This is a genomic window from Paracoccus haeundaensis, assembly GCF_006239215.1.
GTDB classification, from domain to species: domain Bacteria; phylum Pseudomonadota; class Alphaproteobacteria; order Rhodobacterales; family Rhodobacteraceae; genus Paracoccus; species Paracoccus marcusii.
Genome location: NZ_VDDC01000005.1, coordinates 40,718 through 58,547, shown reverse-complemented (window position 1 = coordinate 58,547; position 17,830 = coordinate 40,718). Strand labels below are relative to the sequence as shown.

The 17,830-nt window shown below is 67.1% G+C and carries 18 protein-coding genes and 2 tRNA genes; 4 read left to right on the top strand and 16 right to left on the bottom strand.

Annotated elements, in window-relative coordinates:
* Positions 1–5 precede the first annotated feature (5 nt).
* The 7 genes from ccmB to FHD67_RS02210 form a co-directional block, all read right to left on the bottom strand.
* Positions 6–662 (bottom strand): heme exporter protein CcmB, encoded by a 657-nt coding sequence (gene ccmB, locus FHD67_RS02240; protein ID WP_045981129.1) that lies wholly within the window; start codon positions 660–662, stop codon positions 6–8.
* Positions 659–1,291, bottom strand: coding sequence for a heme ABC exporter ATP-binding protein CcmA (ccmA, locus tag FHD67_RS02235; RefSeq protein ID WP_045999529.1), 633 nt, complete (start codon positions 1,289–1,291; stop codon positions 659–661). The genes ccmB and ccmA overlap by 4 nt, the downstream gene beginning before the upstream one ends.
* On the bottom strand, positions 1,288–1,644 hold the full coding sequence (locus FHD67_RS02230; RefSeq protein ID WP_045999530.1) for an Mth938-like domain-containing protein: 357 nt from the start codon (positions 1,642–1,644) through the stop codon (positions 1,288–1,290). The genes ccmA and FHD67_RS02230 overlap by 4 nt, the downstream gene beginning before the upstream one ends.
* A complete protein-coding gene (secF, locus tag FHD67_RS02225) occupies positions 1,644–2,630 on the bottom strand; it encodes a protein translocase subunit SecF (protein WP_139597694.1) in 987 nt (328 codons plus the stop codon). Before secF ends, FHD67_RS02230 begins: the two co-directional genes overlap by 1 nt.
* 13 nt (positions 2,631–2,643) lie before the next feature.
* Positions 2,644–4,308 carry a protein translocase subunit SecD gene (gene secD, locus FHD67_RS02220; RefSeq protein WP_045981125.1) on the bottom strand — a complete coding sequence of 555 codons (1,665 nt, stop codon included), beginning with the start codon at positions 4,306–4,308 and terminating at the stop codon, positions 2,644–2,646.
* A 16-nt stretch (positions 4,309–4,324) separates the two neighbouring features.
* Positions 4,325–4,657 carry a preprotein translocase subunit YajC gene (yajC, locus tag FHD67_RS02215; protein WP_045981124.1) on the bottom strand — a complete coding sequence of 111 codons (333 nt, stop codon included), beginning with the start codon at positions 4,655–4,657 and terminating at the stop codon, positions 4,325–4,327.
* A gap of 130 nt (positions 4,658–4,787) precedes the next feature.
* On the bottom strand, positions 4,788–5,954 hold the full coding sequence (locus tag FHD67_RS02210; protein WP_045999532.1) for a M20 aminoacylase family protein: 1,167 nt from the start codon (positions 5,952–5,954) through the stop codon (positions 4,788–4,790).
* A 64-nt stretch (positions 5,955–6,018) separates the two neighbouring features.
* Between FHD67_RS02210 and mazG the strand changes: the two genes are divergently transcribed.
* Positions 6,019–6,825, top strand: coding sequence for a nucleoside triphosphate pyrophosphohydrolase (gene mazG, locus FHD67_RS02205; protein WP_139597693.1), 807 nt, complete (start codon positions 6,019–6,021; stop codon positions 6,823–6,825).
* On the opposite strand, the gene dusA is transcribed toward mazG, so the two are convergent.
* The 5 genes from dusA to FHD67_RS02180 form a co-directional block, all read right to left on the bottom strand.
* Positions 6,822–7,808: a tRNA dihydrouridine(20/20a) synthase DusA gene (gene dusA, locus FHD67_RS02200; RefSeq protein WP_139597692.1), complete on the bottom strand. Its 987-nt coding sequence runs from the start codon at positions 7,806–7,808 to the stop codon at positions 6,822–6,824. The genes mazG and dusA overlap by 4 nt on opposite strands.
* Positions 7,809–7,882: 74 nt before the next feature.
* Positions 7,883–7,957 (bottom strand) — tRNA-Val (locus tag FHD67_RS02195).
* 78 nt (positions 7,958–8,035) lie between these two features.
* On the bottom strand, positions 8,036–8,335 hold the full coding sequence (locus FHD67_RS02190) for a hypothetical protein (RefSeq protein ID WP_045999535.1): 300 nt from the start codon (positions 8,333–8,335) through the stop codon (positions 8,036–8,038).
* A gap of 124 nt (positions 8,336–8,459) precedes the next feature.
* Entirely contained in the window at positions 8,460–10,877 is a 2,418-nt protein-coding gene (gene lon, locus FHD67_RS02185; protein ID WP_139597691.1) for an endopeptidase La, read from the bottom strand.
* Between the two features lie 121 nt (positions 10,878–10,998).
* Entirely contained in the window at positions 10,999–12,354 is a 1,356-nt protein-coding gene (locus FHD67_RS02180) for an ATP-binding protein (protein ID WP_240542524.1), read from the bottom strand.
* A 34-nt stretch (positions 12,355–12,388) separates the two neighbouring features.
* Between FHD67_RS02180 and FHD67_RS02175 the strand changes: the two genes are divergently transcribed.
* Positions 12,389–13,249 carry an MBL fold metallo-hydrolase gene (locus FHD67_RS02175; protein WP_139597690.1) on the top strand — a complete coding sequence of 287 codons (861 nt, stop codon included), beginning with the start codon at positions 12,389–12,391 and terminating at the stop codon, positions 13,247–13,249.
* 60 nt (positions 13,250–13,309) lie between these two features.
* Positions 13,310–13,384 (top strand) — tRNA-Asn (locus tag FHD67_RS02170).
* Positions 13,385–13,562: 178 nt separating this feature from the next.
* Here FHD67_RS02170 and FHD67_RS02165 read toward each other — a convergent pair.
* The 3 genes from FHD67_RS02165 to FHD67_RS02155 form a co-directional block, all read right to left on the bottom strand.
* On the bottom strand, positions 13,563–14,477 hold the full coding sequence (locus FHD67_RS02165) for an MYG1 family protein (protein WP_139597689.1): 915 nt from the start codon (positions 14,475–14,477) through the stop codon (positions 13,563–13,565).
* A 72-nt stretch (positions 14,478–14,549) separates the two neighbouring features.
* Positions 14,550–14,861 carry an ETC complex I subunit gene (locus FHD67_RS02160; protein WP_042248244.1) on the bottom strand — a complete coding sequence of 104 codons (312 nt, stop codon included), beginning with the start codon at positions 14,859–14,861 and terminating at the stop codon, positions 14,550–14,552.
* A gap of 85 nt (positions 14,862–14,946) precedes the next feature.
* Positions 14,947–15,264: a hypothetical protein gene (locus FHD67_RS02155; RefSeq protein WP_139597688.1), complete on the bottom strand. Its 318-nt coding sequence runs from the start codon at positions 15,262–15,264 to the stop codon at positions 14,947–14,949.
* Positions 15,265–15,339: 75 nt separating this feature from the next.
* Between FHD67_RS02155 and FHD67_RS02150 the strand changes: the two genes are divergently transcribed.
* Entirely contained in the window at positions 15,340–15,615 is a 276-nt protein-coding gene (locus FHD67_RS02150; protein WP_176695028.1) for an I78 family peptidase inhibitor, read from the top strand.
* Here FHD67_RS02150 and uvrB read toward each other — a convergent pair.
* Positions 15,612–17,798, bottom strand: a complete 2,187-nt coding sequence (gene uvrB / locus FHD67_RS02145; protein ID WP_139597686.1) for an excinuclease ABC subunit UvrB — start codon at positions 17,796–17,798, stop codon at positions 15,612–15,614. The genes FHD67_RS02150 and uvrB overlap by 4 nt on opposite strands.
* Positions 17,799–17,830: the final 32 nt, after the last annotated feature.

Below are 17,830 nucleotides of genomic sequence, written 5' to 3'. Positions count from 1 at the left end.
GCGTCTCACCGCAGATTGACCCGCAGCGCCGCCGCTGCCGCCAGCGGGATCAGCGCCAGCACGGCCAGCGTGATGCCCGCCAGGAACACCAGCGGCGTGCCGATGGCCTGCCCCTCGACCCCGCGGCGGGTGATCTCGGCGCCGAAGATCAGTGTGGGGATATACAGCGGCAGGACCAACAGCGACAAAAGCAGCCCCCCCCGGCGCAGCCCGACGGTAATCGCCGCTCCGAAGGCCCCCAGCATCGACAGCGCCGGCGTGCCCAGGGCCAGCGACAGCACCAGCGCCGGCACGGCCTGCATCGGCAGATGCAGCAGCAGCCCGAAGATCGGGGCGGCCAGCACCAGCGGCAGGCCGGTGGTGATCCAATGGGCCAGGGCCTTGATCGCGACCGCCCCCTCCAGCGGCAGGGGGGCGGTGGCCAGCAGGTCCAGGCTGCCGTCCTCGTGATCCAGCGCAAAGATGCGGTCCAGCGACAGAAGGCATGCCAGCAGCGCCCCGACCCACAGGATGCCCGGCGCTACTGGGGCCAGCGTCGCACGGTCCGGACCGACACCAAAGGGCACCAGCGCCGACAGGATCAGGAAGAACGCGACGCCCAGGCCAAACCCACCGCCCGCCCGCGTGGCCAGACGCAGGTCGCGGATCAAGAGCGCGATCATCCGAACGCCTCGTTGAAGCCGGACGGCCGCGCGATGGGCGCACCGGGTCGGGCGCGGAACGGGGTCAGGTCCAGGACGCGCGCCTGCGGCAGGGTCAGGTCGATATGCGTGGCGATCAGCGCCGCACCGCCCTGCCCCAGATGGTCGGCCACCACCTGCGCGAAGCGCGCGACCGAGGCGGCATCCAGCGACACCGTGGGCTCGTCCAGCACCCACAGCGGACGGCCCGTGACCAGCAGCCGGGCCAGCCCCAGCCTGCGTTTCTGCCCCGCCGACAGCGCCGCGGCGGGACGCGTGGCCAGCGTGGTCAGGTCCATCTCGGCCAAGGCCCGCTCGACGCCCTGACCGCCAAAGACCCGTGCCCAGAATGTCAGGTTCTCGCGCGCCGTCAGCGCCGGTTTCAGCCCGTCGGCATGGGCGGCATAGGCGACGACGTCGTCGGCCATGTCGATCCGCCCCGTGACGGGGGATTGCAGCCCCGCGACCGTGCGCAGCAGCGTGGTCTTGCCCAGCCCGTTCGGGCCGCGCAGGATCAGCGCCTGACCGGGGTCCAGGGCAAAGCTGACGCCCTCGACCGTCCGCAGACCTCCGCGCGCCACGGCAAGGTCATGGACGGCCAGCAGGCTCACACGGGGATCAGGGCGCAGGCGACGCGCCGCCCTTCGGACAGGGTGACGTTGTAGGTGCGTGCCGCAGTGGCCGAGGCCATCGCCTCGACCCGCACGCCAAGCGCGTCCAGCTGCGCCGCCAGGTCGCGCGGGGCATAACCGACCTGCGCCCCAAGGCCCAGGAACAGCACGTCCACGCGCCCGGCCAGCGCCAGCAGCGGGCCGGGATCGTCCAGCCCGCCCCAAGGCGTCACACGGTCAGCCTCGACCACCTGCGCACCCTGATGGACCTTTCCGGCAATGCGGAAGAAGCCGGGTCCATAGCCGTCGACCGCGTTCTGGCCGGTGAAATCCGTGGGCGTCAGGGCGGGCATCAGACCTCCTCGGCGCCCTCGAAGGGGGACACGTTCTTCTTGGGACCATCGCCGTCCTTGGACCAGTCGCGTTTCACGCCCAGCCACAGAACGACGCTTTTGGCGACATAGACCGTGGAATAGGTGCCCACGAACACGCCCCACAGCATCGCAAAGACGAACCCGCGCACCACGTCGCCGCCCAGAACCAGCATCGCGGTCAGCGCGATGGCGGTGGTCACCGCAGTCATGACGGTCCGCGACAGCGTCTCGTTCACGGTCAGGTTCATGACGTCGATCAGCTTCATCGTCTTGAACTTGATCAGGTTCTCCCTCAGCCGGTCGAAGACCACGACGGTATCGTTGACCGAGAAGCCCAATGTCGTCAGCAGCGCCGCGATGGTCGTCAGGTCGAACTTCATCTGGAACAGCGCGAAGATGCCGACGGTCAGGATGATGTCATGCAGAAGCGACACCACGGCGCCGACCGCGAACTGCCATTCGAACCGCAGCCAGATGTAGAGAAGGATGCCCACGGTCGCCGCCGCCACCGCCATGATGGCGGTGCGGATCAGTTCGGCCGACACCTTGGGTCCGACGGATTCGACCGAGGCGAAAGTCACCTGCGGATCGACCTGCTGCAACGCGGCCTCGACCTCGGCCAGCTGCTCGGGAGAGACCGATCCGGCCTCGTCCGTCGTGCCGATGCGGACCATGGCGACGTGTCGGTCGGCCCCGAAGGACGGGTCGAACACCTCGGTGATGGACACGTCGCTGAAACCCATGCCGTCCAGCGCCTGGCGATAGTCGCCGATGTCGAAGGCGGTGGTGCTTTCGGTGCGGATCGTCGTGCCGCCCCGGAAATCGATGCCGTAGTTCAGCCCCATGAAGATCGTGGCCAGGATCGACACGACCACCGCCACGGCGGACGCCCCGACGGTCAGCCACTGCCAGCGGAAGAAGTCGATCCGGGTGACGTCGGGGACCAGTTTCAGACGGAAGGCCATGATTGCGTCCCCCTTACAGGTTCAGCTGGACGGGCTTGCGCCATTCCAGCCAGGTGAGGATCATCAGGCGCGTCAGGAAGATCGCCGTGAAGACCGAGGTGACCAGACCGATGGTCAGCGTGACGGCAAAGCCCTTGACCGGGCCCGAGCCCAGATAGAACATGACCGCGGCCGCGATGAAGCTGGTGACGTTGGCGTCCATGATCGCGCTCATCGCTTCGCGGAAACCGTCCTCGATGGCGCGGAACGGCCGCTTGGCGCGGCGCAGCTCCTCGCGGATGCGCTCGAAGATGATGACGTTGGCGTCGACCGCGGTACCCACCGTCAGGACGATGCCCGCGATGCCCGGCAGGGTCAGGGTTGCGCCCATCATGCTCATGATCGACAGGATCAGGATGACGTTGACCGCGACCGCGATCGAGGCGAACACGCCGAACAGGCCATAGCTGGCGATCAGGTAGGCCGCGACCAGCCCGGTGGCAACGATGGCCGAGATGCGCCCGGCCTCGATGCTGTCCTGGCCCAGTTCGGGGCCGATGGTGCGTTCCTCAAGGAAGGTCAGCTCGGCCGGCAGGGCGCCGGCGCGCAGCAGGATCGACAGCTGGTTCGCCTGGTCGAAGTCCATCGAGCCCGAGATCTGGCCCGATCCGCCGGTGATCGCCGAGCGGATGACCGGGGCCGAGATGACCTCGTTGTCCAGGACGATCGCGAAGGGCTGGCCGATATTGGCCGAGGTATAGGCCCCGAACGCCCGCGCCCCCGTCGGGTTGAAGCGGAAGTTGACCGAAGGCAGGCCGTTCTCGTCGCTGGCGGGCATGGCGTCCACCAGATCCTCGCCGGTGACGACGGGGCTTTGCTCCAGGATATAGAACAGGTTCGGCTGGTCGATGGACGGCGCGATCGTCTGGCCGACGCCGGGCTGGGCCTGCGGGTCGGCGGTGGTGCCCACGACCGGGTTGAAGGTCAGCTGCGCGGTGGTGCCGATCAGCTCCTTGAGTTCCGCGGCCGATCCGATGCCCGGCACCTGGATCAGGATGCGGTCCTCGCCCTGGCGGGTGATGGTGGGTTCACGCGTGCCGACCTCGTCGACGCGGCGGCGCACGATCTCCAGCGATTGCTGGATCGTGCGGTCGTCGGTGACGGCCTTTTCGGCATCCGACAGCTGGATGGTCAGGGTCGCGCCCTGGGTGCTGATGGCCAGCGACTGCTGGCCCGCGCCGGTCAGCGTGGTGACGGGCGTGGAGAATCCGCGCACGATCTCGGTCGCGGCGGCCATCTGGTCGGCATTGCCGATCTCGATGGCCAGGACGCCGTCGGGGGAGGCCACGCGGCGGACCGATCCGACGGTGTCGCGGGCATCCGACAGCGCGCGGCGCAGTTCTGGCCACAGCGCATCCATGCGCGACTTGTAGACCTGGTCGACCTGCACCTCGCCCAGCAGATGGGCGCCACCGCGCAGGTCCAGCCCCAGATTGACCAGATGCGACGGCATCCACGACGGCCACCCATCCCGCGCCGCGGCCAGTTCGGGCGTCTCGACGCCGGTGGCCTCGATCTGGGCCACGGCATCGTTATGCGCCTCGACGCGGGCGTAGAAGGCGTTGGGCAAGGCATATAGCAGGCCCAGAAGGCAGATCCCGAAAATCAGGACGCGCTTCCATCGGTCGATCTGAAGCATCTTGGCTAGGGCCTTTTCAGCTGTTTGCGGCGACAGGTTCGGTCTTGGTGACGACCTGTGCCAGGGTGCTGCGGATCACGCGGACACGCACGCCGGTCGCGATCTCGACCTCCAGCTCGTCCTCGCCAACCGACACGACCTTGCCCAGGATGCCGCCCTGGGTGACGACGCGGTCGCCCTTCTTGACGTTCTCGACCATCGTGCGATGTGCCTTCAGACGCTTCTGCTGGGGGCGGATCATCAGGAAGTACATGATCGCGAAGATCAGGATCAGCGGGATGAACTGCGCGAATGCGGCACCGGCACCGGCGCCGCCGGCGGCTTGGGCATAGGCGGGGGTCACGAACATCAAGGGTCCTTTCGGTCTGGGGGCGCGACCGGGGCCGCGTCAGGATTGGCGCGCAACCTAGCCGCGCTGTCCGCCCTTGGCAAGAAAGCGCCCGCCGCCTTGCGGGCAAGGGCAGCGAACGTCCTTGTGATCAGGGTTGCGCCGGCTGCGCCCGTTCGACCAGCCGCGCGAAGAAGCTGGCCCCGACCGGAGAGATCGCGTCGTTGAAGTCGTAGGCCGGGTGATGGACCCCCGCGCCGTCCCCCTGACCCAGGAACAGATAGCAGCCGGGCCGCGCGTTCAGCATATAGCTGAAATCCTCGGCCCCCATCTCGCGGCCGGCGTCGGGATCGACATTGGCGGGGCCGGCGATCTCCTTTGCGACGCGCACGGCAAAGGCCGTCTGTTCGGCATCGTTGACCGTCGCGGGATAGCCTTCCTGATAGTTCAGGCGGATCTCCACGTCATAGGCCTGGGCCTGCCCGTCGCAGATCTGGGTCATGCGGCGGCGCACCATGTCGCGCACATGGGGCGCAAAAGTCCGCACCGTCCCGCAGATATAGGCCGTGTCCGGCACGATGTTGTCGGCGCTGCCGGTGTGGATCTGGGTGACCGACAGGGCCAGGTCGTCGGCGGTATGGTGGTTGCGGCTGCTGATCGTCTGGATCGCGCTGACCACCGCCACGGCGGCCACGATCGGGTCGGCGGTCAGGTGCGGCATCGCGCCGTGCCCGCCGCGGCCCTGCACGTCGATCTCGAACGTGTCAACGGCGGCCATGATCGGACCGGGGGTGGTCTGGAAGCTGCCGGTCTGCTGGCCGGGATTGTTGTGCATCGCAAAGACGCGTTCGATGGCAAAACGGTCCATCATACCGTCCTGGACCATCGCGTCGCCGCCGCCGCCGTTCTCCTCGGCGGGCTGGAAGATCAGCGCGACGCGGCCGGCAAAGTTGCGCGTCTCGGCCAGGTACTTCGCGGCCCCAAGCAGCATCGTCGTGTGCCCGTCATGCCCGCAGGCATGCATCCGCCCCGCCACGGTCGAGGCCCAGGGAAGGCCCGTCGTCTCGGTCATGGGCAGAGCGTCCATGTCGGCGCGCAGGCCGATGGTCGGGCCCTCTCCCTGCCCGCGGATGATCGCCACGATGCCGGTGCGGCCGATCCCCTCGTGGATCTCGTCCACGCCGAACTCGCGCAGGCGCGCCGCGACGAACGCGGCGGTCTGGCCGCAGTCGAAGCCCAGTTCGGGATGCTGGTGCAGGTGGCGGCGCCATTCGGTCATCTGATCTGCGAAATCGGCGATGCGGTTCAGGACGGGCATGTGGACTTGGGCCTTATGCTGTGGCAGTCGATGGGCCATCTTCCGCCTGACGAAGGGAATTGCAATGACCCTCGACCCCGCCGCGCAGATCACGCGCCTGCTGGACATCATGGCCGCGCTGCGCGACCCCAGGACCGGCTGCCCCTGGGACATCGAACAGGACTTCGCCTCGATCGCGCCCTACACGATCGAGGAGGCCCACGAGGTCGAGGACGCGATCCAGCGCCAGGCCTGGGACGAGCTGCCCGGAGAGCTGGGCGACCTGCTGCTGCAGGTGGTGTTTCACGCCCAGATGGCGCGCGAGGCCGGGATGTTCGATTTCGCCGACTGTGCCGCCGCGATCAGCGACAAGCTGATCTTCCGGCATCCGCATGTCTTCGGCGACGAATCCCGCGACAAGTCCGCCGAACAGCAGGTCGAGGACTGGGAGGCGATCAAGGCCGTCGAACGGGCCGGCAAGGCCGAACGCGGCACGCTGGACGGGGTCGCCCTGGGCCTGCCCGCACTGACGCGGGCGCTTAAGCTGCAGAACCGGGCGGCGCGCGTGGGCTTTGACTGGCCCGGCCCTGCGGACGTCCTGGACAAGATCACCGAGGAAACGGCCGAGCTGGTCGAGGCCCGCGATACCCTGGGCCCCGACGCGATGGAGGAGGAGTTCGGCGACCTGCTGTTCGTGATGGCCAATCTGGGCCGCCACCTGAAGATCGACCCCGAACTGGCCCTGCGCCGCGCCAACGCCAAGTTCACGCGCCGCTTCGCCGCCATCGAGGCCGCGCTGGCCGCCGACGGCCGCCGCCCCGAGGACAGCGACCTGGCCGAGATGGACCGCCTGTGGAACGCGGCCAAGGTCGCGGAGAAGACCGCCGGTTAGGCCAGCGCGGCCTCGGTCACCTGCGCCAGGGCCGCGTCATAGACCTCGATCCCGCCCTTGGACGCCCCCTCGGACAGGGTGCGCTTCCAGGCGCGGGCGCCGGGCTGACCGTGGAACAGGCCCAGCATGTGCCGCGTGAACTGGTGTAGCCGCCCGCCTTTGGCGATGTGGTCAACGATCATCGGGCGCATCGCCACGGCGACCTCGGCCGGGGCGGCAAAGGGCGGAACGTCGCCCCACAGCGCATCCGCGCCGCCCAGGATGTTCCACGGTTCGTGATAGGCCGCGCGGCCGATCATCGCCCCGTCCATCACCGCCAGCTGGTCGCGGGCCTGATCCAGCGTCGCGATGCCGCCGTTGATCGACAGATGCAGCGCCGGGAACTGCGCCTTCATCGCGTGGACCAGCGGATAGTCCAGCGGCGGAACCTCGCGGTTTTCCTTGGGACTCAGGCCCTTCAGCCAGGCCTTGCGCGCGTGGATCGTCACCCGCCGGATGCCCGTGCGCTGCAGTATGTCCAGAAATTCGGGCAGCACCTGTTCGGCCTGCTGGTCGTCCACCCCGATGCGGCACTTGACGGTCACGGGCACGGCGCCGACGTCCTGCATGGCCGCCACGCAATCGGCGACCACCTGCGGCGTGGTCATCAGGATCGCACCAAAGGCTCCGGACTGCACGCGGTCGCTTGGACAGCCGCAGTTCAGGTTGATCTCGTCATAACCCCAGGGGGCGGCCAGGCGCGTGGCCTGGGCCAGTTCCGCGGGGTCCGATCCGCCCAATTGCAGCGCCACCGGGTGTTCGGCGGCGTCGTGATCCAGCAGGCGCGGCCGGTCGCCGTGGATGATCGCCGGCGCGGTCACCATCTCGGTGTACAGCAGCGCACGGCGCGACATCAGCCGGTGGAACCGCCGACAATTGCGGTCGGTCCAGTCCATCATCGGCGCGACCGAAAGGCGCGCGGCATCACTGATCGGGTCGGGCATGGGCGGTCCGGGATTGCGGGTCAAGGCCGCCGATATAGGCGCCCGCGGCGAAAAGCGCAAACCGGCAAGGGAAATGGTGGGTGATAAGGGATTTGAACCCCTGACATCTTCGATGTGAACGAAGCGCTCTACCACTGAGCTAATCACCCGTCGGGCTGGTCATTACCGCCAGCCGCAGCCGGTTGCAAGAGGGCGATGCGCGTTTCGACTAGCTGTTTTCCACGCCATCAGGCCGGTGGGGGGGCACGGCGGCGCAGTCGCAGCGTGATGACATCGCCGCCGCGGGCGTCACGCTCCAGATTGATTCGCGCCCGCCCCAGGGGCGGCACCGCCAGGGTGTGCCCGGCGGACAGGACCATGCCAAGCTGCGCCAGCGTCGCCTCGATGATCGGGCGCGCATCGGTGCGCCGGGCGCCCGTCGCGGCCACAACGCGGTCGATGAAGTCGCGCTTCTGAACGACGATCGCCACATGCGGATCGTGCAGCACGGGCGTCGGGCCGTCGGCCCCGATGATTTCGGCTGGCATTGCTGTTCCCCCCCGTCAGGCAATGATGGGATCAGCCTAGCGCGATTTGACGTTGCGTCAATCTTTGTTAACGCTTGCCCGCACCATGGAAAAAGGGCCGGGGATTGCCCCGGCCCTCTCCCTGTCAGTGCGCGACGGCGCTGCCCTGCCCATCGCTGCCGCGATGGTTGGCTAGCCGCGCGGCCTCGGCCGCCTCTTCGGCGGCCTCGTCCCATTCGATGGCCTTGGGTTGGCGCACCAGGGCGTGGCGCAGAACCTCGCGCACGTTGCTGACCGGAATGATGGTCAGCCCCTGTTTGACGTTGTCCGGGATCTCGACCAGATCCTTTTCATTGTCCTGCGGGATCAGCACCGTCTTGATACCGCCACGCAGGGCCGCCAGCAGCTTCTCCTTCAGCCCGCCAATGGCCAGCACATTGCCGCGCAGCGTCACCTCGCCGGTCATGGCGATGTCCTTGCGGACCGCGATTCCGGTCATGACCGACACGACCGAGGTTACCATGGCGATGCCCGCCGACGGTCCATCCTTGGGCGTGGCGCCCTCGGGGACGTGGACGTGGATGTCGCGCTTGTCGAATTCCGGGGGCCTGACCCCGATATCCGGCGCGATCGAGCGCACGAAGCTGGACGCCGCGTCGATCGATTCCTTCATCACCTCGCCCAGTTTGCCGGTGGTCTTGACGCGACCCTTGCCCGGCAGGCGCAGCGCCTCGATCTGCAGCAGATCGCCCCCGACCGAGGTCCAGGCAAGACCCGTCACCACGCCGACCTGGTCCTCCTTCTCGGCCAAGCCATAGCGGTGGCGGCGCACGCCAAGGTATTCCTCGACCTTCTCCGGCGTCACCTCGACCGATTTGACCCTGCCCTTCAAGATCTCGGTCACGGCCTTGCGGGCCAGCTTGGCGATCTCGCGCTCCAGCGAGCGAACCCCGGCCTCGCGGGTGTAATACCGGATCATGTGGGTCAGGGCCTCGTCCGAGACGCTGAACTCTCCCTTGCGCAGACCGTTCGCGGCGATCTGCTTGGACAGCAGGTGGCCCTTGGCGATCTCGCGCTTTTCATCCTCGGTATAGCCCGACAGGCTGATGATCTCCATGCGGTCCAGAAGCGGGCCAGGCATGTTGTAGCTGTTGGCCGTGGTCACGAACATCACGTTCGACAGATCGTATTCCACCTCAAGATAGTGGTCCACGAAGGTCGAGTTCTGTTCCGGATCCAGCACCTCCAGCATGGCGGATGCCGGATCGCCCCGGAAATCCTGGCCCATCTTGTCGATCTCATCCAGAAGGATCAGCGGGTTGGTCGTCTTGGCCTTCTTCAGCGCCTGGATGATCTTGCCCGGCATGGACCCGATATAGGTCCGGCGATGACCGCGGATCTCGCTCTCGTCGCGCACGCCGCCAAGGCTGATGCGGATGAACTCGCGCCCCGTCGCCTTGGCGATGGACCGTCCAAGCGAGGTCTTGCCCACGCCCGGAGGACCGACCAGCGTCAGGATCGGGCCCTTCAGCTTCTGGCTGCGGGCCTGCACGGCCAGATACTCGACGATCCGCTCCTTGACCTTGTCCAGGCCATAGTGGTCGGCGTCCAGGATCGCCTCGGCGCGGCTAAGATCCTTGCGGGTGCGCGACTTGACGCCCCAGGGCAGCGACAGCAGCCAGTCCAAGTAGTTGCGGCTGACGGTCGCTTCGGCCGACATGGGTGACATCGACTTCAGCTTCTTCAGCTCGCTGTCGGCCTTGTCGCGGGCCTCCTTGCTGAACTTGGTGGCGGCAATCTTCTGCTCCAGTTCGGCCAGCTCGTTCTGGCCGTCCTCGCCGTCGCCCAGCTCCTTCTGGATCGCCTTCATCTGCTCGTTCAGATAGTACTCACGCTGTGTCTTCTCCATCTGGGTCTTGACGCGCGACTTGATCTTCTTCTCAACCTGCAGGACAGACATCTCTCCCTGCATGTGGCCATAAATCTTCTCAAGGCGTGCCGCGACCTCCAGCGTGTCCAGCAGGTCCTGCTTGCGCTCCAGGTCGATGCCCATGTGTCCAGCGACAAGGTCGGCCAGCTTGCCGGGCTCGGACGCCTCGGACACGGCGGTCACGACCTCCTCGGGGATGTTCTTGCGGACCTTGACGTAACGCTCGAACTCCTCGGTCACGGTGCGCACCAGCGCGGCCACCGTGGCCTCGTCGCCCATCGTTTCGTCCAGGACACGGGCCTCGGCCATGAAATGGTCGTCATGGGGCACGAAGTCGGTGATCTCGACACGCTCGCGGCCCTCGACCAGCACCTTCACGGTGCCGTCCGGCAGCTTGAGCAACTGCAGCACGTTGGCCAGAACACCGGCGCGGAAGATGCCCTCCTCGGTGGGTTCGTCGATGGCCGCGTCCTTCTGGGCGGCCAGCAGGATCGGGCTGTCCGATTCCATCACGGCCTCCAGCGCGCGGACCGATTTCTCGCGTCCGACGAACAGGGGAACGATCATGTGCGGGAAGACGACGATATCCCGCAGGGGCAGCACCGGATAGGTCTGGGTGGTGAATTCCGTCATGGTATGTCCTTTCTGCCCGAAGCCGCGGCCCCGTCATGGCGACGCGCGGCCTCTGCATGCGATCAATCTAGGGGTGTCGCCCCCCGCGTTCAATATGACCGCAACAATGCCACCTATTTCGTCAGCGCGGAATGACGATCTCGGCCCGCAGACCGCCCAGACGCGGGCCGCGCCCAAGCCGCAGCTGCCCGCCATGCGCGCGCGCCACGTCCGCGGCGATGGCCAGGCCCAGCCCGGCCCCCTGCGCGCTGTTCCTGCGCCGCGACGGATCCAGCCGGGTAAAGGGCCGCATCGCCGCGTCCAGGCTGTCCTCCGGGATGCCGGGGCCGTCATCCTCGATCCCGATCCGCAGGCTGCGCGGGCCAAGCGAGGCGTCCATCTCGGCCCGGCTGCCGTAACGCACCGCGTTGCCGATCAGGTTCTCCAGCGCACGGCGCAGCATGTCGGGGCGAAAGGTGGCCAACCCGTCCCGATCGCCCTCGAATTGGACCAGGCTGGCCTGCTGGCCGGCGCGTTGCGCGTCCGCGACCAGGCCCTCCAGGAAACCCGCGGCGGCGATGGGCTGGGGCGCGCTGTCCTGCGCGTCGTCGCGGGCATAGTCCAGAAAGCCGTCGACCATGCGGTTCATCTCCGCGATGTCGGCCTCCATCGCGCTGATGTCACCGGGCTCAGGCGGCATGTCGGGCCCGATCATCGACAGCCCCAGCTTCATCCGCGTCAGCGGCGTGCGCAGGTCGTGGCTGATTCCCGACATCATCAGCTTGCGCTGGTCGTTCTGGCGCTCCAGCCGGTTGCGCATGTCCAGAAACGCGGTGCCCGCGCTGCGCAGCTCGACCGCCCCGGACGGGCGATAGGGCACGATCCGCCCCTTGCCGTATTCCTCGGCCGCATAGGCCAGCCGCCGGATCGGGCGCAGCTGGTTGCGCAGGAAGATCATCGCGATCCCCGTCATCAGGACCGACGTGAACACCATCAGCACCAGCAGCTGGTGCGGGTTCGACGCGCTGACCCGCCGCCGCTCGAAGCTCAGCGCATAGGGTCCGTGCGGCCCGTCCAGCGCCACCGACACCCGCCGGTCGCTGCTGGCCAGATCGACCGAGATCACCTGCGGCAGCGCGTCGCGCAGCACCTCGGTCACCACCCGTCCCGAAAAATCATAGAACAGCCGCCGATCCTCGGCAGGCGGATCGACCGGCAGCGCCAATTCCAGCTCCAGCGGGCGCGCCACGGACACCCCGGCGCGCCGCGCCGCGTCGGGCGTCGCGGCACTGTCGATCAGCCGCGCGACGAAGGTCAGCTCGTGCGACATGCTGGCGGTCATCTGCCGCGTCACGCCCTCGAAATGGCGCTGCAGGAACATCACGCTGACCACAGTCGTCACCACCACGACCGGCAGGAACAGGATCAGCGCCGCGCGCGCATAGAGGCCCCGTGGGACCAGCTTGCGCATCTGCGTGGCGTCGGCATTGTTCGACATGGCGGCCTCCTGCGTTGCGCGCTAGGCTAGCCCCATGACCCCGCCTGCGAAAGAGCCGCTGCAGATCCTGGCCCCGAATCCGTCCCCCCTGACCGGGCCGGGCACGACCACCTTCCTGCTGGGCGACAGCCATGTCGCGGTGATCGACCCCGGCCCCGACGATCCCGCCCATATCGACGCCGTCGCCCGCGCCGGCCGCGGCCGCATCAGCCATATCCTGATCACGCACGCGCATCGCGACCACAGCGCCGGAGCCGCACGCCTGTCCCGCCTGACCGGCGCCCCGGTGCTGGCCTTTGGCGATGCGCTGGCAGGGCGGTCGCCGCTGATGTCCCGTCTGGCGCTGGAGGGTCTTGGCGGGGGCGAGGGGCTGGACCACGCCTTCGCGCCCGACCGCCACCTGCGCGACCAGGAGGTGATCACCACGCCCGACTGGTCGCTGACCGCGTGGCACACGCCCGGTCATGCGGCAGGGCACCTGTCGTTCCAATGGGGTGACCGGATCTTCTGTGGCGACCTGGTGATGGGCTGGTCCTCGACGCTGATCTCTCCGCCGGATGGGGACCTGGCGGAATACTTCCGCTCGCTGGAACGGCTGGCGGCACTGTCGCCGCGCGTCCTGCTGCCGACCCACGGGCCCGCGATCACGGCCCCGCAGGACCGGATCGCGGAACTGGCGCGGCACCGCCGCGACCGCACGTCCCAGATCCTGGCCGCCCTGCGGGTCCGTCCCGATTCCGCGGCGGGCCTCGCGCGCCGCATCTATGCAGTGCCCGAACCGGTTCTCCCCATCGCCACGCGCAACGTCCTGGCCCATCTGATCGCCCTGTCCCAGATCCGAGCCGTTGATTTTCCCGGCGTTTTGACGATCGAGACGGTTTTTTCAACCGGATGACAAAAAACCCCATAACGCCACTGGACGCCCCTGACCGAGGTTGCTATATCCGCCCCGTGTTCCGGCGTAGCTCAGCGGTAGAGCAGTTGACTGTTAATCAATTGGTCGTAGGTTCGATCCCTACCGCCGGAGCCAGACCTCTCTAAGTTCTTGAGTAGGTTTGGTTAAACACACAGGTGCCAGACAGACGGCACAACATTCCCCAAACTTCGATGATGACTGCAACGTATTCACGTCGGCAGCTTGCATATTCTATCCGGTGCCCTGCAGTCGCCTGACCGCAGGGCTGTCCGATGGCTCCGGCTGTCAGCCGTCACACGTCGCTTGCCGCCACCGCCAGGTCGGCAAGACGCAAAGCGGCGTCGCGATCGGCGGCCACGGCGATGAAGCGGGCATTGTGACAAAAACGCGCCCCGGGAACGCCCGATGCAGCCTCGAAGGCGCTATCGGTCAGGCCGGCCCAGATTGCTGGCAGGTCTGCGCGCAGGGCGAACCCGTCCGCATCGCGGCGGATGCCGGTCAACGCCCAGTCCGTGTCCCGCGGATGGATCACGAACAGCAGATGGTCCGCCCCCGCCGCCGTGATGGCGGAGCGAAACGGCATCCCCATCGGCAGTTCCAGCACCCGACCGTCGCCCGCGGCGGCGATGGCTGCCATAACGACGGCCTCGGCGCGATGCTTTGCGGCCTTGCGGGCCACGGCCGCCTCGACGAAGGCGCGGGCGATCGCGACCGCACCGTCAAAGGCACGGTCGTCGGCGTCGGGGCTGCGGTCATCGAAGACGGGCTTCAGGCTCTCCAGCAGCATCGGCAGGGACAGATCGGCAAGCGGCCCCGTCGGCGACAGCGCACCGTTGTCGACCAGGTCGATGGGCAGAACCAGGTCGGCGTCAATCGCCGCGTGGATCGCCCCGAGATCTGCTTCGGGCACCTGCAGCGCGGCCAGGTAGTCGCGCCCGAACTGCCGCCAGATCAGTCCGAAGGAACTGTAGGGCTGGCCGTCGTCGCGCAGCGGAGGAGATTTCTGATGGTGATCGAAGATCATGCGCGCGGCATCGAAATCGCGGCCCACGTCATAGATGATCCGCCCTTCCGCAGGCGTGATCCAGTCGGCGTCGCGCGTCCGCATGATCCGCGCCTGCGGGTGCAGCCGGGTCAGAATGACCGTGGACAGGACCTCATCGGCGTGAAAGCCGCCGGAATGGGTGACAAGATGCGTGACGGTCATGGAATATCCCTCAAATGCAGATGACCGCCCGAGGGCGGTCAGCAAAGCTTTGTGTCGATAGCGGATGCGGCCTCAGTGGCTCCAGGGCTCGCGGCGGTCCGTTGCGAAATTCTCGCCATAGCCGCGGGGGCGGATGTTCGTGCCACGGCGGTGCGGTTCCTGCACCACGAATTCCAGACCATGATCTCGGGCGTAATCCTCGGCCTGCTTGCGGGTGTCGAAGCGCAGGCGGACCTGGCTTTGGGTGTCGCCGCTGCTGGTCCAGCCCATCAGCGGATCGACCTCGCGCGCGTCGGCGGGCGGGAATTCCAGCACCCAGCCCTTGGTCTTGGCGGTACCGGACTGCATCGCGGTGCGGGCGGGCTGATAGATGCGCACGGGCATGGGTGATCCTTCGGATTGACTGTCCGCTGTATCGCCAAATCCGGGCGGCGGATCAAGCCCCCTGCCCCGGTCATGCCGACGCAGGTCAGGGCTGCAGGGTATCGGGCAGATCCTGGAACGGAACGCTCAGCTGCGCCGCGCCGGTCTGCTTGTCCAGCAGGCAGACGGACAGTTCCGACGGAAGGTCCGGCAGCGTCGCGACGACCAGTGCCAGCGCGTGGGTCTCGGTGCCGAATTCGTTCGGGGTCACGGACAGTTCCGCGTCGGGCGCCGCGTCCTGCGCCAGGCGGGTGCATTCCGCCACGGTGCGGTCGCGCAGTTCGGCCCATGCCTCGTCTGTCGAGGATTGCGCGACGGCGGGCCAGAATGCCACCATCGCCACCCAAACCGTATGTTTCATCATCTTGCCACCGGAACAACTGAACATGGCCCACGTTGGCATTCCAACACGCCGTTGTCACATGAGAGAGACGTGATCATGACCCCCTTTCGCCACCCTGTCCTTTGCGCGTCGCTGCTGATGCTGACCCTGGGCGCCTGCGCCGGCAGCCCTTATGACGTTCCCGCCCGCCAGTGCGACCTGTCCCAGCACCAGGCCCTGGTCGGACGCAACATCGGAGAGGTTCACCTGCCGCCCAACCTGCGCAAGCGTGAGGTGCACAACCAGGGCGTCATGACGCGCGACTACAATCCCGCGCGTCTGACCATGTTCCTGGACGCCAAGGGCTGGATCGCCCGGGTGGAATGCAGCTAGCGGCCGCGCTTGGACCGCTTGTTGCCGCCCCGCTGACCGGCCCGTCCGGCAGTCGAACGGCCCGATGACTTGACGGCGGCCTCGGCCGCCTCCTCGATCACCGACTGCCGCGCCATCGGATCGTCCGAGATCGCCAGGTCCACCGCCTCCAGCCGCTTGACCTCGTCGCGCAGGCGTGCGGCCTCCTCGAACTCCAGGTTCTCTGCGGCCTTGCGCATCTGGGTGCGCATCGCGTCCAGATGGGCGGCCAGGTTCGCGCCGATCAGCGGCTTGTCCACCTTCGTGGTCACGCGCGACTGGTCGGTGTCGCCCTGCCACAGGCCTGCCAGCACGTCCTCGACGTTCTTGCGGACCGTCTGGGGCGTGATGCCGTGCTCCTCGTTATAGGCCATCTGCTTGGCGCGACGCCGTTCGGTTTCGGCCATGGCCCGTTCCATGCTGCCAGTGATCCGGTCGGCATACATGATGACCCGCCCTTCGGAATTTCGCGCCGCCCTGCCGATAGTCTGGATCAGCGACGTCTCGGACCGAAGGAAGCCTTCCTTGTCGGCGTCCAGAATGGCCACCAGCCCGCATTCGGGAATGTCCAACCCCTCGCGCAGCAGGTTGATGCCCACCAGCACGTCGAACGCGCCCAACCGCAGGTCGCGCAGGATCTCGATCCGCTCGATCGTGTCGATGTCGCTGTGCATGTAGCGGATCTTGATGCCCTGCTCGTGCAGGTATTCGGTTAGATCCTCGGCCATGCGCTTGGTCAGCGTGGTGACCAGCGTGCGGTAACCTGCGGCGGTGACGCGGCGCACCTCGTCCAGCAGGTCGTCGACCTGCATCTCGACCGGGCGGATCTCGATCTTGGGGTCCAGAAGGCCCGTCGGGCGGATGATCTGTTCGGTGAAGACGCCGCCGGTCTGGTCCATCTCCCACTGCGCAGGCGTGGCCGACACGAACACCGACTGGGGCCGCATCGCATCCCATTCCTCGAATTTCAGCGGGCGGTTGTCCATGCAGGACGGCAGGCGGAAGCCGTGTTCCGCCAAGGTGAACTTGCGCCGGAAGTCGCCCCGGTACATGCCGCCGATCTGCGGGACCGACACGTGGCTTTCGTCGGCAAAGACGATCGCGTTGTCGGGGATGAACTCGAACAGCGTAGGGGGCGGCTCTCCGGGCGCGCGCCCGGTCAGATAGCGGCTGTAGTTCTCGATGCCGTTGCAGACACCGGTCGCCTCCAGCATCTCGATGTCAAAGGCGGTGCGCTGCTCCAGGCGTTGCGCCTCCAGCAGCTTGCCCTCCTCGGTCAGCTGCTTCAGGCGCATCGCCAGTTCCTGCTTGATGCCCTTGATCGCCTGCTGCAGCGTCGGGCGCGGCGTCACATAGTGGCTGCTGGCATAGATGCGGATCTGCTTGAAGCTGTCGGTCTTGACCCCGGTCAGCGGATCGAACTCGGTGATCGCCTCAAGTTCGTTGCCGAAGAAGTCAAACCGCCAGGCGCGGTCCTCAAGGTGGGCGGGCCAGACCTCGACCAGATCGCCGCGCACGCGAAAGCTGCCGCGCTGAAAGCTGGTGTCCAGCCGCTTGTACTGCTGCGCGACCAGCTGGCCCAGGAACTCGCGCTGGTCATAGCTTTCACCCACGACCATGTCCTGGGTCATCGCCGAATAGGTCTCGACCGAACCGATGCCATAGATGCAGCTGACCGAGGCCACGATGATCACGTCATCGCGTTCCAGCAACGCCCGCGTGGCGCTGTGGCGCATCCGGTCGATGGCCTCGTTGATCTGCGATTCCTTCTCGATATAGGTATCGCTGCGGGCCACATAGGCCTCGGGCTGGTAATAGTCGTAATAGCTGACGAAGTACTCGACCGCGTTGTCGGGAAAAAATCCCTTGAATTCGCCGTAAAGCTGGGCGGCCAGCGTCTTGTTGGGCGCCAGGATGATCGCGGGACGCTGCGTCTCCTCGATGATCTTGGCCATGGTGAAGGTCTTCCCCGTCCCCGTGGCCCCCAGCAGCACCTGGTCGCGCTCTCCGGCGCCGACGCCCGCCACCAGTTCGGCGATGGCCGTGGGCTGGTCGCCCGCCGGTTCGAATTCGCTTTTCAATGCAAAGCGTTTCCCGCCCTCCAGCTTGGGGCGGGTCACTTCGGGAACGCGCATCACGGGCGCGTTGGTGTTGTTGTGACCCATGAGGTTCCTGATCCGTTCGGAGTTGCCCTCAA

Excerpts from the sequence above, each read along its gene's own strand:
- FHD67_RS02160 (WP_042248244.1), bottom strand. The coding sequence starts at position 14,861 with ATGCCCGTGCGCATCTATCAGCCCGCCCGCACCGCGATGCAGTCCGGT.
- secF (WP_139597694.1), bottom strand. The coding sequence starts at position 2,630 with ATGGCCTTCCGTCTGAAACTGGTCCCCGACGTCACCCGGATCGACTTC.
- FHD67_RS02175 (WP_139597690.1), top strand. The coding sequence starts at position 12,389 with ATGACCCCGCCTGCGAAAGAGCCGCTGCAGATCCTGGCCCCGAATCCG.
- FHD67_RS02150 (WP_176695028.1), top strand. The coding sequence starts at position 15,340 with ATGACCCCCTTTCGCCACCCTGTCCTTTGCGCGTCGCTGCTGATGCTG.
- FHD67_RS02210 (WP_045999532.1), bottom strand. The coding sequence starts at position 5,954 with ATGCCCGTCCTGAACCGCATCGCCGATTTCGCAGATCAGATGACCGAA.
- FHD67_RS02230 (WP_045999530.1), bottom strand. The coding sequence starts at position 1,644 with ATGCCCGCCCTGACGCCCACGGATTTCACCGGCCAGAACGCGGTCGAC.
- lon (WP_139597691.1), bottom strand. The coding sequence starts at position 10,877 with ATGACGGAATTCACCACCCAGACCTATCCGGTGCTGCCCCTGCGGGAT.
- ccmB (WP_045981129.1), bottom strand. The coding sequence starts at position 662 with ATGATCGCGCTCTTGATCCGCGACCTGCGTCTGGCCACGCGGGCGGGC.
- mazG (WP_139597693.1), top strand. The coding sequence starts at position 6,019 with ATGACCCTCGACCCCGCCGCGCAGATCACGCGCCTGCTGGACATCATG.
- uvrB (WP_139597686.1), bottom strand. The coding sequence starts at position 17,798 with ATGGGTCACAACAACACCAACGCGCCCGTGATGCGCGTTCCCGAAGTG.
- yajC (WP_045981124.1), bottom strand. The coding sequence starts at position 4,657 with ATGTTCGTGACCCCCGCCTATGCCCAAGCCGCCGGCGGCGCCGGTGCC.
- secD (WP_045981125.1), bottom strand. The coding sequence starts at position 4,308 with ATGCTTCAGATCGACCGATGGAAGCGCGTCCTGATTTTCGGGATCTGC.
- FHD67_RS02180 (WP_240542524.1), bottom strand. The coding sequence starts at position 12,354 with ATGTCGAACAATGCCGACGCCACGCAGATGCGCAAGCTGGTCCCACGG.
- FHD67_RS02190 (WP_045999535.1), bottom strand. The coding sequence starts at position 8,335 with ATGCCAGCCGAAATCATCGGGGCCGACGGCCCGACGCCCGTGCTGCAC.
- FHD67_RS02165 (WP_139597689.1), bottom strand. The coding sequence starts at position 14,477 with ATGACCGTCACGCATCTTGTCACCCATTCCGGCGGCTTTCACGCCGAT.
- FHD67_RS02155 (WP_139597688.1), bottom strand. The coding sequence starts at position 15,264 with ATGATGAAACATACGGTTTGGGTGGCGATGGTGGCATTCTGGCCCGCC.
- dusA (WP_139597692.1), bottom strand. The coding sequence starts at position 7,808 with ATGCCCGACCCGATCAGTGATGCCGCGCGCCTTTCGGTCGCGCCGATG.